At 60.4% G+C, this 12,088-nt stretch carries 13 protein-coding genes; 5 read left to right on the top strand and 8 right to left on the bottom strand.

What is annotated here, in order from left to right; all coding sequences use genetic code 11:
- Window positions 1-79: 79 nt before the first annotated feature.
- Complete coding sequence (locus tag EDY99_RS18920) at window positions 80-1,063, top strand: quinone oxidoreductase (protein ID WP_033644412.1); 984 nt, start codon at window positions 80-82, stop codon at window positions 1,061-1,063.
- Window positions 1,064-1,362: 299 nt separating this feature from the next.
- Here the strand turns inward: EDY99_RS18920 and pspG are convergent, their stop codons facing one another.
- Both pspG and dusA read right to left on the bottom strand, forming a co-directional pair.
- A complete protein-coding gene (gene pspG, locus EDY99_RS18925) occupies window positions 1,363-1,581 on the bottom strand; it encodes an envelope stress response protein PspG (RefSeq protein WP_033644411.1) in 219 nt (72 codons plus the stop codon).
- A 157-nt stretch (window positions 1,582-1,738) separates the two neighbouring features.
- Complete coding sequence (dusA, locus tag EDY99_RS18930; protein ID WP_033644410.1) at window positions 1,739-2,749, bottom strand: tRNA dihydrouridine(20/20a) synthase DusA; 1,011 nt, start codon at window positions 2,747-2,749, stop codon at window positions 1,739-1,741.
- A gap of 202 nt (window positions 2,750-2,951) precedes the next feature.
- Here dusA and EDY99_RS18935 point away from each other — a divergent pair, with 202 nt between their 5' ends.
- Window positions 2,952-3,485 carry a tetratricopeptide repeat protein gene (locus tag EDY99_RS18935; RefSeq protein WP_123061995.1) on the top strand — a complete coding sequence of 178 codons (534 nt, stop codon included), beginning with the start codon at window positions 2,952-2,954 and terminating at the stop codon, window positions 3,483-3,485.
- A gap of 18 nt (window positions 3,486-3,503) precedes the next feature.
- Window positions 3,504-4,049 carry an RNA polymerase sigma factor gene (locus EDY99_RS18940; RefSeq protein ID WP_123061996.1) on the top strand — a complete coding sequence of 182 codons (546 nt, stop codon included), beginning with the start codon at window positions 3,504-3,506 and terminating at the stop codon, window positions 4,047-4,049.
- A gap of 4 nt (window positions 4,050-4,053) precedes the next feature.
- Here EDY99_RS18940 and EDY99_RS18945 read toward each other — a convergent pair whose 3' ends face one another.
- Complete coding sequence (locus tag EDY99_RS18945) at window positions 4,054-4,626, bottom strand: sugar O-acetyltransferase (protein ID WP_042785466.1); 573 nt, start codon at window positions 4,624-4,626, stop codon at window positions 4,054-4,056.
- Between the two features lie 245 nt (window positions 4,627-4,871).
- Here EDY99_RS18945 and zur point away from each other — a divergent pair, with 245 nt between their 5' ends.
- Complete coding sequence (gene zur, locus EDY99_RS18950; protein ID WP_015379223.1) at window positions 4,872-5,384, top strand: zinc uptake transcriptional repressor Zur; 513 nt, start codon at window positions 4,872-4,874, stop codon at window positions 5,382-5,384.
- A gap of 102 nt (window positions 5,385-5,486) precedes the next feature.
- Here zur and EDY99_RS18955 read toward each other — a convergent pair whose 3' ends face one another.
- The 4 genes from EDY99_RS18955 to EDY99_RS18970 all read right to left on the bottom strand — a co-directional run bounded on the left by EDY99_RS18955 (window position 5,487) and on the right by EDY99_RS18970 (window position 8,532).
- Window positions 5,487-5,696, bottom strand: a complete 210-nt coding sequence (locus EDY99_RS18955) for a CsbD family protein (RefSeq protein WP_004936743.1) — start codon at window positions 5,694-5,696, stop codon at window positions 5,487-5,489.
- A 315-nt stretch (window positions 5,697-6,011) separates the two neighbouring features.
- Window positions 6,012-7,349, bottom strand: a complete 1,338-nt coding sequence (dinF, locus tag EDY99_RS18960; protein WP_033644406.1) for an MATE family efflux transporter DinF — start codon at window positions 7,347-7,349, stop codon at window positions 6,012-6,014.
- A 103-nt stretch (window positions 7,350-7,452) separates the two neighbouring features.
- Window positions 7,453-8,061, bottom strand: a complete 609-nt coding sequence (gene lexA / locus EDY99_RS18965) for a transcriptional repressor LexA (RefSeq protein WP_025160136.1) — start codon at window positions 8,059-8,061, stop codon at window positions 7,453-7,455.
- A gap of 102 nt (window positions 8,062-8,163) precedes the next feature.
- Window positions 8,164-8,532: a diacylglycerol kinase gene (locus EDY99_RS18970; protein ID WP_015379225.1), complete on the bottom strand. Its 369-nt coding sequence runs from the start codon at window positions 8,530-8,532 to the stop codon at window positions 8,164-8,166.
- Window positions 8,533-8,680: 148 nt separating this feature from the next.
- Between EDY99_RS18970 and plsB the strand changes: the two genes are divergently transcribed.
- Window positions 8,681-11,146 (top strand): glycerol-3-phosphate 1-O-acyltransferase PlsB, encoded by a 2,466-nt coding sequence (gene plsB, locus EDY99_RS18975; RefSeq protein WP_033644405.1) that lies wholly within the window; start codon window positions 8,681-8,683, stop codon window positions 11,144-11,146.
- A 66-nt stretch (window positions 11,147-11,212) separates the two neighbouring features.
- On the opposite strand, the gene ubiA is transcribed toward plsB, so the two are convergent.
- On the bottom strand, window positions 11,213-12,085 hold the full coding sequence (gene ubiA, locus EDY99_RS18980; protein WP_025304455.1) for a 4-hydroxybenzoate octaprenyltransferase: 873 nt from the start codon (window positions 12,083-12,085) through the stop codon (window positions 11,213-11,215).
- Window positions 12,086-12,088 lie beyond the last annotated feature (3 nt).

Raw genomic sequence — 12,088 nt, forward strand, 5'->3', positions numbered from 1 at the left:
TTGAACCCCGCACGGGCGAACTGGATCTCCGATAATAAAAAGAATAGGGTGAAATCAGACACTCCAACGAGGTAACCCTATGGCCAAGCGCATTCAATTCTCCGCCGTCGGCGGACCGGAAGTCTTGCAATACGTTGATTTTACACCGCTCGATCCGGCTGCCGGTGAAGTGCAGATCGAGAACAAGGCGATCGGCATCAACTACATCGACACCTATGTGCGCAGCGGGCTGTACGCGCCGGCCAGCCTGCCGAGCGGCCTCGGCACCGAAGCGGCCGGCGTGGTGGTCAAGGTCGGCGCCGGGGTCAGCGCGATCAAACCAGGCGACCGGGTGGTGTATGCGCAGTCGTCGCTCGGCGCCTACAGCGAGATCCACAACGTGCCGGAAGAGAAAGTGGCGCTGCTGCCGCACAACCTGAGCTTTGAGCAAGGCGCCGCTTCTTTCTTGAAAGGGCTGACGGTGCACTATCTGCTGCGCCAAACCCACGAAGTGCAGCCGGGTGAAGTATTTTTGTTCCATGCCGCCGCCGGCGGCGTCGGGCTGATCGCCTGTCAGTGGGCCAAAGCGCTGGGCGCGCGCCTGATCGGCAGCGTCGGCTCCGACGAGAAGGCGGCGCTGGCGAAGCAGGCCGGCGCCTGGGCCACCATCAACTACCATAAAGAGGATATCGCCCAGCGGGTGGCCGAGCTGACGCACGGCGAGAAGGTCGGCGTGGTATACGATTCGGTGGGGCAAAGCACCTGGCAGGCCTCGCTCAACAGCCTGAAGCGGCGCGGCCTGATGGTCAGCTTCGGCAACGCGTCCGGCCCGGTGACCGGCGTCGATCTGGCGCTGCTGAATCAGAAGGGCTCGCTGTACGTCACCCGCCCTTCCCTCAACGGCTACATCACCAACCGCGCCGAGCTGCAGTACGCCAGCAACGAGCTGTTCTCGCTGATCGGCAGCGGCGCCATTCGGGTGGAGGTGAGAGACGAGCAGAAATTCGCGCTGGCCGACGCCCAGCGTGCGCACCAGGTGCTGGAAAGCCGCAGCACCAGCGGTTCCAGCCTGCTGATCCCCTGATCGCGGCCAAAGAAAAGGGCTCCTTGCGGAGCCCTTTCTGTTACTGCGTTTTGTAGGGGTAGAGCAGAGTCCGCCAGAGACAGGGGTTGCTTTAGCAACACGAATTTTAGGTGTCTCTCACGGTGATGAAATCGGTCGCATCACTGCATCGACCCACATCCTAACAGCCCCGTCCGGCAAAAAACACGCTTTATGTGCCACATCGCCGGGGAAAACTGCCAAGCTGTGATCGCTGCCGCATTCGCGGTGCGGGAAATTGTGCAAGTTTCAGTGTGACTGTCTGATTATTCAGCAAAAAATCAGTAACGCCGGATCTGGGGTTTCTGCATTGAACGGTAAATCCATACCCCAACCACCGCCAAAATCAGCCACGGCAGCAGCTTAATGACCACTGCGAACAGCCCGCCCAACAGCATGAATGCCGCCGCCACCAACAGCGCAGCGAAAATCCCCAGCAGCGAGATGCCGGTCACCATCAGCATCACCACAAAACCAATGAGAAAGAAGATTTCCAACATGATTGCTCCTTTGCAATACAACGTATCTGCAGAGTGGATTACAAGAAGCGTGCCAGAACGGCGGATGGGCTAACCCATTGAAAATAGAGGACAGGCATCCGGTAACGCACCGAACGCCTGGCGAAAAACACTAACTGTTGGTCAAATTTTTTGTGGATTACGCCATTTCGACGCGCGGCTGACGCACCAGCGCCAGCGCCTGCTCCACCACCCGCGCATCGGCGCCCGGCTTGTGGGCGTTCTCGCTCAGATGGCGACGCCACTGGCGCGCGCCCGGCACGCCCTGGAACAGACCGAGAATATGGCGAGTAATGTGGCCAAGATAGGTGCCGTTAGACAGCTCGCGCTCGATATACGGATACAGCGCTTCGACGATCGCCACGCTGTCCGGCACCGCAGTCTGCGCGCCGAACAGTTCGCTGTCGACCCGCGCCAGGATACCCGGATTCTGATACGCCTCGCGCCCCATCATCACGCCGTCCAAGTGCTGCAGGTGCTGCCGCGCCTCTTCCAGCGTTTTCACCCCGCCGTTAATGGCGATGGTCAACGCCGGGAAATCCCGCTTCAACTGATAGACGCGCGGATAGTCCAGCGGCGGCACTTCGCGGTTTTCTTTCGGGCTGAGGCCGGAGAGCCAGGCCTTGCGCGCGTGGATGGTGAACATGTCGCACTCGCCGCGCCCGGCGACGGTCTCGATAAAGTCACACAGGAAGGCGTAGCTGTCCTGATCGTCGATGCCGATGCGGGTCTTCACCGTCACCGGGATCGACACCACGTCGCGCATCGCCTTGATGCAATCGGCGACCAGCGCCGCCTGGCCCATCAGACAGGCGCCGAACATGCCGTTTTGCACCCGATCGGACGGGCAGCCGACGTTGAGGTTAATCTCATCGTAACCGCGCTGCTCCGCCAGCTTGGCGCAATGCGCCAGCGCGGCCGGATCGCTACCGCCCAGCTGCAGCGCCACCGGATGCTCTTCTTCGCTGTAGGCCAGATAGTCGCCCTTGCCGTGGATGATCGCGCCGGTGGTCACCATCTCGGTGTACAGCAGCGTTTCCTTGGTCAGCAGGCGGTGGAAGTAACGGCAATGACGATCGGTCCAGTCGAGCATCGGCGCGATGGAGAAACGATTGGCGGCGTAGGTTGGGGCGTGGTTGTCTTTCGTCATGCTGAGTTACTGGCTACCTGAGTCTGTCTGGGTTCAACGAACGGCGCGCGGCCGCAAACGGCTATTATAACGACAATCGGCGCCGTTGGGAAAACCCGCTTGCCGCCGGCAAAAATAAGCGGAGACAAGGCGAATAAACCCGCTCGTTCAGGTGTTATCTCATTACGGGCGCGCACGGCGCCTCTGCCTTGAGGACATAACCATGAACAGCTTCATTAAATGCCTGCTGGCATCGGCCATTGCCGGCTGCCTGCTGTTGTCCGGCGCGGCGCTGGCGATGGGCGGCGATGGCAGCGGCCAAACCCCGCCAACCTGTCCGAAAGGCCAGGTCTACGACAGCAAAACTCAGACTTGCATGGTAGATAAAAGCGGCAAGGTCGACGACGCCGACCGCACTAACTACGCCTATGCACTGGCGAAAAGCGGCCGTTATCAGGAAGCGCTCGATATGCTCAATACGTTGAAAAATCCCAACACCGCCGTTGCGCTGAACTATCGTGGCTACGCCACGCGCAAACTTGGCCGCACCGATGAAGGGATCGGCTATTATTTAAAATCAGTAGCCCTCGATCCGAAATACCCCAAAGTGCGCGAGTACCTGGGGGAAGCCTATATGCTGAAAGGCCGACCCGATCTGGCTCGCCAACAGCTGCAGGTGATCCAGTCGCTGTGCGGCACCGGGTGCGAGGAGTACCGCGATTTGGCGGCGGCCATCGACCGCCACCCGGAATCGTGATCCGACGCGCCTGCGGAGGTGACTATCAGCGGCGATGCGATACGCGATGAACTCGGCCACTATCTCTCCCGCCTGTGGCGCTATGCGCTGGTGCTCTCGCACCGGCGGGATGTCGCCGACGATCTGGTGCAGGCCACCTGCCTGCGTGCGCTGGAGCGCGCCGCGCAATTCACCCCCGGTTCACACCTGGATCGCTGGCTGTTTTCCATCTTGCACTCCATTTGGCTCAATGAAGTTCGCGCCCAACACCTTCGCCAGGGGCAAGGCTGCATGGTGGCGGAAGAGCTGGGCGATGCGGACAACGGCGAACAGCCGGTCTGGCTCCATGAAGTGATGCGGCGCGTCAGCCGGCTGCCGACGGCCCAGCGCAACGCGCTGTTTCAGGTGTATGTCGAAGGGCTGTCTTACCGGGAGGCCGCAAAAGTGCTGGCGGTGCCGATCGGCACCGTCATGAGCCGTTTGGCGACCGCACGTCTGGCATTGGCCGATGACCGCCCGTTGGCAAACGCCGGCCCGCACCGCAAAGAGCGCCATCCCGCCCCCTTGCCTCCTGATCGTCGATAACGCCCTATTCCAACGAGCGGATAACCCGGCATGGCTGCCCCAGCGCCAGCACGTTGGCCGGGATGTCGCCGGTGACGATGCTGCCCGCGCCGATGGTGGTGCCGTCGCCGATAGTCACTCCCGGCAGGATCACTACGTTGCCGCCGATCCAGACGTTGTTGCCGATGGACACCGGCTGCGCCGAGGTGCGGAAAGGGAAATCCGGATCGCCGGTGAAGCGCTCTGCGGCCTTCAGCGGGTGGCTCGGCGTATAGATTTGCACGTTGGGGCCGATCAGCGTGTTGTCGCCGATGGTGATGGTATTGCAGTCGAGGAACACCGCGTTGACGTTGATAAAGCAGTTTTTACCGATGCGGACATGCTGCCCGTAGTCACACCAGAATGGCGTTTCAATCCAGCTCGCTTCCCCCCAGGCGCCGAACAGCTCGCCGAGCAGGCGGTTTTTCTCGTCCGCCTGATGCGAGTCCAGCGCCCCCAAGCTTTTGATCAACGCCCTCGCCCGATGGTACATCCCGATCAGTTCTTCATCGCGGCTGTTGTACTCCAGGCCGCTTAACAGCTTCTCTCTTTCCGTCATCACACAGGGCTCCTGCTCATCACGCGGGTAAAAGGCGTTATACCGCGCTCGCCCCCCGCTCTCCAGCGCTAAAACCGGCAACGTTGATTTGCCGCCCGACGGCGGGGAAAAGTTGTGACGCATCTCTCTTTTAGCGCGATCGGCGCGACTTTCCCTGCGCTATCATCAGGGGAAAAGGGGGCAACTCTCGGCGATTCGCCGTAATCATGGTAAAATCGGCTTTTTTACGTACCGGGATATTTGCGATGAACTCAACCACCCAGGAAAAGCTGCTGGCGCAGGCTGAACGCCTCTGCCAGCAACGCAATGTGCGATTGACGCCGCAACGGCTGGAAGTGCTGCGTCTGATGACTCAGCAACCCGGTGCAATCAGCGCATATGACCTGCTCGATCTGCTGCGCGTCGCCGAACCGCAGGCCAAGCCGCCGACGGTATACCGCGCGCTGGATTTTCTGCTGGAGCAAGGGTTTATCCATAGAGTGGAATCGGCCAACAGCTACGTGCTGTGCCACCATTTCGAACAGCCGATGCATACGTCCGCGCTGTTTATCTGCGACCGCTGCGGCCAGGTGACCGAACGCACCACCGAAGGCGTGGAGGAAACGCTGCAGAAGCTGGCACAGGAAGCCGGATTTGCACTGCGGCACAGCGTGGTGGAAGCGCACGGTCTGTGCGCCGGTTGCGTTGAAGTTGAAGCTTGTGACAGCAAGCATGACTGCGCCGAACACGATCACAGCATCGCCATCAAGAAGAAGTAAGACGAAGTCAGGTACTTCCCTGTACCTGCGGCCGGGGCGCCAGAGGATGGAGCGACGCCGGCCTGCGCTGTTGCCGGCCGCCGTCAGTGGCGGCCCTGCGTGTTACCAGCGGTGTTTGGTGTGATCTTCCCAGGCCTTCACCTCTTTTTCGGCCGCCTCTTTCTGGTAACCGTAGCGCTCCTGAATTTTGCCGACCAGCTGTTCGCGTTTCCCTTCGATGACCGTCAGATCGTCATCGGTCAGCTTGCCCCATTTCTCTTTCACTTTGCCTTTCAGCTGCTTCCAGTTACCGTCGGCTTGATCTTTATTCATAGTCTCTCCGTTAACCTGTGGTGAATCAGTGATCCCTGTTGCCGGTCGGGGTTAACCAGAAATTTTTCTGGCCGATGCTTCCTTCACCTTAAGAAGCACCGCTCCCCTTCATTTACCAGCCACATGATTCATTCTAGTTAAACATGGAAATAAAAAAGCCAAAACACAGAATAAAAAACCATTAACAAACAAAATAAAAACAAAAAACGCTAACAAACAACAAACTAACGCGAACAAACCAAGGCTGAAAACATGTAAGCAAACATGACCAAAATCATAAGAAAAACTAACCATTAACCCAACAAAACGTCCGGTTTAATGTGCAGTAAACCAGCTGCCGCGCACCTGGTGACGGTGCCAAATCCAGCCCAATGCCACGCCACGCAACGTCAGAAACACCGCCAGCGCCAGCCAAAGCCCGTGGTTGCCAAGCAACGGCACGCTGAACAGCGTCAGACCGTACCCTGCCGCGGCCACCGCCATGCTGTTACGCATCTCAGCGCCGCGCGTGGCGCCGATAAACATGCCATCCAGCAAATAGCACCACACCCCGACCAGCGGCAAAATGACCTGCCACGGTAAATAGTGGGCGGCCAACGCGCGCAGCTCCGGTAGAGAGGTCAACGCCGCCACGATCTGCTGGCCGGTAACGGCATACGCCAGGCCGAAGGCCAACGCGACCAGCCCCGCCTGCCTGCAGGCCGCGTGCCACACCTTACGCAGTTGGCTGCCGTCCCGAGCGCCGTAGGCGTGGCCGGAATGGGCCTCCACCGCATAAGCGAAGCCGTCGAGCGCATAGGCGGTAAACGTCAGCAGGTTCATCAACACCGCGTTAACCGCCACCACATCGCTCCCCAGGCGAGCGCCGAAAATGGTCAGCGACGCAAAGCACAGCTGCAGCAACAATGAACGCAGCATGATGTCGCGATTGAGCGCCAGCAGGCGACGCAGATCGCCACGCCAGGCCTGACGCAACATCGCCAGGGTAATACCGCGCAGACGCATCACCCGCCACGCCAGCCACAGGCCGAGCAATAGCGTGGCATATTCGGCGATGGCGGTGGCCGCCGCCGCCCCTCGCACGTTCCAACCCAGGCCCATCACCAGCCAAATATCCAGCACGATGTTCAGCAGGTTGCCGACGATCAGCAGGATCACCGGCGCACGCACGTACTGCACGCCGAGCAGCCAGCCCAGCAGCACCAGGTTGGCCAGCGCCGCCGGCGCGCTCAACCAGCGGATCTCAAGAAAACGCCGCGCCTGCTCCAGCACCTCGCCATCGCCGCCGACGATCCGCAGCGCCAGTTCGATCAGCGGGTAGCGCAACAGGACGATCGCCCCCCCGGCCAACAGCGCCAGCAGCAGCGGTTGCATAAAGGCGCGCGCCAGCGCCTGCGGGTTCTTCGCTCCCAGCGCCTGCGCCGCGAGGCCGGTGGTGCTCATGCGCAGGAACAGCAGCAGCATGAACAGGAAGCTGGTCGCCACCGCGCCGATCGCCACGCCTCCCAAATAGATCGGGCTGTCGAGGTGGCCGATCACCGCGGTGTCCACCAGCCCGAGCAGCGGCACGGTGATATTGGAGAAAATCATCGGCAGGGCGAGGCGCCACAGGGCTTTATCGGTGTCGCTGGTGAAGGCGGAAATCAGGCGCATGATGGGATGTTCCTGTGACAGAGTGACGAAGGGCGAAGTCAGAAACAAAAACGCCCCAAAACAGGGGCGATTGATACAGGGAGCGGCGGTGATGGCGCGGCGATTAAATCCAGTCGCCGTTGCGGATCACGCCGACCGCCAGCCCTTCGATCGTGAAATTCTGCTGGCGCAGATCGACCACGATCGGTTGGAATTCGTTGTTCTCCGGCAGCAGTTCAACCACGTTGCCGTGCTTTTTCAAGCGTTTGACCGTCACTTCGTCTTCGATGCGCGCGACCACGACCTGGCCGTTGCGCACGTCTTGCGTTTTGTGCACCGCCAGCAGATCGCCGTCCAGAATGCCGATGTCGCGCATCGACATGCCGTTCACCCGCAACAGGAAATCGGCGCTCGGTTTGAACAGGGATGGATCCACCTGGTAGTGCCCTTCGATGTGCTGCTGCGCCAGCAGCGGCTCGCCGGCGGCGACGCGGCCGATCAGCGGCAGCCCTTCTTCTTCTTCCATCAGCAGGCGGATACCGCGCGACGCGCCGGAGACGATTTCGATCACGCCTTTGCGTGCCAGCGCCTTCAGGTGCTCTTCGGCGGCGTTAGGCGAACGGAACCCCAGACGCATCGCGATCTCGGCACGCGTCGGCGGCATGCCCGTTTGCGAAATATGATCGCGAATCAGATCGTAGACCTCTTGCTGTCTGGTAGTTAGTGCTTTCATTCCGCCCCCTGTTTGTTTATACAGTCTTGCTGTGAGTATATACAGGTAAGCGCGGATTGGGAACCGAAGAATAAATAAAAATCAGTCAGTAGGCGCTTTGCGTCAGCCAAAATGCTGCCACAAGACCGTGCCCCAAACGAACAGCGCGAGTACGATCGCCAGCGACACCGCCGCCGATCCCATGTCCTTGGCCCGCCCGGACAGCTCATGGTGTTCGCTGCCGATGCGATCCACCACCGCTTCGATCGCGCTGTTCAGGATCTCGACGATCATCACCAGCGCCACCGATCCGATCAATAAAATGCGCGCTATCGCACCCACGTCCAGCCAGACAGCCAGTATGATAGCCAGGAGGGTCACCACCAGTTCCTGGCGGAACGCCGCCTCGTGTTGCCAGGCGGCGGAAAGCCCTTTATAAGAATAGCCGGCGGCCTTGATGATGCGGGTCAATCCGGTTGCTTGGTTTGCCATGTTTTCGTGCCTTTCTCAGAGGTCGGTCATAATAAAAAGAGTCTAGAACAGTCCGCGCTGACGGCTCTCGGTTTTCGAACACCACAGATCTGCTACCCGGTTTCTGGTATGCTTGCGGCGCATTGCTAACAAGAGGCTTCACGTTGTTATGTCAGGTTGGCGTAAAATTTATTATAAAATATTGAATTTACCACTTAAATTGTTGGTAAGAAGTAAGGTCATCCCTTCAGATCCGGTTACCGAGCTAGGGTTGGATCCCTCACGGCCGATTTTGTATGTTTTACCTTACAATTCCAAGGCGGATTTGCTGACGCTGCGCACCCAGTGCCTGGCGCAGGATCTGCCCGATCCGCTCAACGCGCTGGAGATCGACGGCACCGTGCTGCCGAGCTACGTGTTCATTCACGACGGCCCGCGCGTGTTCCGCTACTACACCCCGAAAGAAGAGTCGGTAAAGCTGTTCCACGACTACCTGGATCTGCATCGCAGCAATCCGGATCTCGACATTCAAATGCTGCCGGTTTCGGTCATGTTCGGCCGCTCGCCGGGCCGCGAAGGCCACGGCACGCCGCACCTGCGTCTGTTGAACGGCGTGCAAAAATTCTTCGCCGTGCTGTGGCTCGGCCGCGACAGCTTCGTGCGCTTCTCCAACACCGTTTCGCTGCGCCGCATGGCCACCGAACACGGCACGGATAAAACCATCGCGCAGAAACTGGCGCGCGTGGCGCGCATGCACTTCTCGCGTCAGCGCCTGGCCGCTGTAGGCCCAAGCCTGCCGGCCCGTCAGGATCTGTTCAACAAGCTGTTGGCGTCCAAAGCGATCGAAAAAGCGGTCGAGGACGAAGCGCGCAGCAAAAAGATCTCTCACGAGAAGGCCCAGCAGAACGCCATCGCGTTGATGGAAGAGATCGCCGCCGACTTCTCCTACGAAACCGTGCGTCTGTCCGATCGCGTGCTGAGCTGGACCTGGAACCGGCTGTATCAGGGCATCAACGTCACCAACGCCGAGCGCGTGCGCCAGCTGGCGCAGGACGGCCACGAGATCGTCTACGTGCCCTGCCACCGCAGCCACATGGACTATCTGCTGCTGTCCTACGTGCTGTATCACCAGGGCCTGGTGCCGCCGCACATCGCCGCGGGCATCAACCTCAACTTCTGGCCGGCCGGCCCGATCTTCCGTCGCCTGGGCGCGTTCTTCATCCGCCGCACCTTCAAGGGCAACAAGCTTTACTCGACGGTGTTCCGCGAATACCTCGGCGAGCTGTTCACCCGCGGTTACTCGGTGGAATACTTCGTGGAAGGCGGCCGCTCCCGCACCGGGCGTCTGCTGGAACCGAAAACCGGCACCCTGTCGATGACCATCCAGGCGATGCTGCGCGGCGGCGCCCGTCCGATCACGCTGGTGCCGATCTACATCGGCTACGAGCATGTGATGGAAGTGGGCACCTACGCCAAAGAGCTGCGCGGCGCCACCAAGGAAAAAGAGAGCCTGTTGCAGATGCTGCGCGGCCTGCGCAAACTGCGCAATCTGGGCCAGGGTTACGTCAACTTCGGCGAACCGCTGCCGTTGACCGCTTACCTCAACCAGCACGTGCCGCAGTGGCGCGAGTCGATCGATCCGATCGAAGCTCAGCGCCCAAGCTGGTTGACGCCGACGGTCAACGATCTCGCCGGCCAGATCATGGTGCGCATTAACAATGCCGCCGCGGCCAACGCCATGAACCTGTGTTCCACCGCGCTGCTAGCCTCGCGCCAGCGTTCGCTGACCCGCGAACAATTGCTCGAGCAGCTCGAGTGCTACCTGCAGCTGATGCGCAACGCGCCTTACGCGCATGACGTCACCGTACCGACGCAGACGCCGGACGAGCTGCTGGATCACGCGCTGAACATGAACAAGTTCGAGGTGGAAAAGGACAACATCGGCGACATCATCATTCTGCCGCGCGAGCAGGCGGTGCTGATGACCTATTACCGCAACAACATCCACCACCTGCTGGTGTTGCCGTCGCTGATCGCCAGCATCGTCATGCATCATCGCCGGGTATCGCGCGCCGAACTGCTGCGCCAGATTGGCATGATTTACCCGATGCTGAAAGCCGAGCTGTTCCTGCATAACGACAAGGAGCAGCTGCCGGACGTGCTGCGGCCGATGATCGACGAGCTGATCCGCCAACAGCTGATCTGCGACAAAGGCGACGAGCTGGTGCTGAACCCGGCGCGCATTCGCCCGCTGCAGCTGCTGGCCGCCGGGGTGCGCGAAACCCTGCAACGCTACGCCATCACTATGTCGATCCTCAGCGCCAACCCGAGCATCAACCGCGGCGCGCTGGAGAAAGAGAGCCGCATCATGGCGCAGCGTCTGTCGGTGCTGCACGGCATCAACGCGCCGGAATTCTTCGACAAGGCGGTGTTCTCCACCCTGGTGGCGACGCTGCGCGAAGAAGGCTACATCAACGACAGCGGCGATGCGATCCGCGAGCACACCCTCGAGGTGTACAACATGCTGAGCGATCTGATCACGCCGGAAATCAAGCTGACTATCGAAAGCGTCAACATGCCGGAAGAGACCAACGCTCTGCCGCAAACCGATGCGCAAGAAGAGAAAGACGAGTGATTTCGCCCGGCGCGAAAACAAAAAAGGCACCCCGAGGGGTGCCTTTTTTCTTGCTGCAGGAAACCGCTACGCCGGCAGATAGCTGAGCGCGATGCCGATAAACACCACCAGCCCGACATAATTGTTCTGCAGGAAGGCCTTGAAACAGGCCTCGCGCTCGCGCCCGGCAATCTGCTTCTGCTGGTGAATGAACAGCGCGCCCGCCAGCAACAGCGACCAGTAAAACGCGCCGCCGAGCTGCGCCAGATAACCGACCCACACCAGCAGCAGCAGCGTTGCGAACTGCAACAGCCCGACGATCAGCTTGTCATAACGCCCGAACAGGATAGCGGTGGACTTGATGCCTATTTTCAGATCATCGTCGCGATCGACCATCGCATACAGCGTGTCGTAGGCCACCGTCCAGCAGATGTTCGCCAGCAGCAGCAGCCAGCAGCTGAGCGGCAGCGATTCGCTGACCGCCGCATAGCCCATCGGAATGCCCCAGCCGAACGCGGCGCCCAGCACGAACTGCGGCAGGTTGGTCACCCGCTTCATAAAAGGATACACCCAGGCCAGCGCCAGCGCCGCCAGCGACAGCCAGATGGTCATCGCATTCAGCGTCAACACCAGGCAGAACGAGATCAGCACCAGCACCACGAACAGCACCTTGGCCTCTTTCGCGCTCACCCGGCCGCTCGGCATCGGCCGCCCGGCGGTGCGCTTTACGTAGCCGTCCACCGCGCGATCGGCGTAATCATTCACCACGCAGCCGGCGGCGCGCATCAGGAACACGCCGAGCACGAACACCACCAGAATCGACAGCGGCGGCACGCCTTTCCCGGCCAGCCACAGCGCCCACAGCGTCGGCCATAGCAGCAACAGCGTGCCGATCGGTTTATCAATGCGCATCAAATGGCTGTAAGCCCGCCATTTACTTTGAGTCACGCTTCCCTCCAACGT

This window comes from Serratia sp. LS-1 (assembly GCF_003719595.1).
GTDB classification, from domain to species: Bacteria; Pseudomonadota; Gammaproteobacteria; order Enterobacterales; family Enterobacteriaceae; genus Serratia; species Serratia ureilytica.

Coding starts and splice junctions, on each gene's coding strand:
- lexA (WP_025160136.1), bottom strand. CDS start 8,061: ATGAAAGCACTAACTACCAGACAGCAAGAGGTCTACGATCTGATTCGC.
- EDY99_RS18920 (WP_033644412.1), top strand. CDS start 80: ATGGCCAAGCGCATTCAATTCTCCGCCGTCGGCGGACCGGAAGTCTTG.
- dusA (WP_033644410.1), bottom strand. CDS start 2,749: ATGACGAAAGACAACCACGCCCCAACCTACGCCGCCAATCGTTTCTCC.
- plsB (WP_033644405.1), top strand. CDS start 8,681: ATGTCAGGTTGGCGTAAAATTTATTATAAAATATTGAATTTACCACTT.
- EDY99_RS18955 (WP_004936743.1), bottom strand. CDS start 5,696: ATGAATAAAGATCAAGCCGACGGTAACTGGAAGCAGCTGAAAGGCAAA.
- EDY99_RS18945 (WP_042785466.1), bottom strand. CDS start 4,626: ATGACGGAAAGAGAGAAGCTGTTAAGCGGCCTGGAGTACAACAGCCGC.
- EDY99_RS18970 (WP_015379225.1), bottom strand. CDS start 8,532: ATGGCAAACCAAGCAACCGGATTGACCCGCATCATCAAGGCCGCCGGC.
- zur (WP_015379223.1), top strand. CDS start 4,872: ATGAACTCAACCACCCAGGAAAAGCTGCTGGCGCAGGCTGAACGCCTC.
- pspG (WP_033644411.1), bottom strand. CDS start 1,581: ATGTTGGAAATCTTCTTTCTCATTGGTTTTGTGGTGATGCTGATGGTG.
- EDY99_RS18935 (WP_123061995.1), top strand. CDS start 2,952: ATGAACAGCTTCATTAAATGCCTGCTGGCATCGGCCATTGCCGGCTGC.
- dinF (WP_033644406.1), bottom strand. CDS start 7,349: ATGCGCCTGATTTCCGCCTTCACCAGCGACACCGATAAAGCCCTGTGG.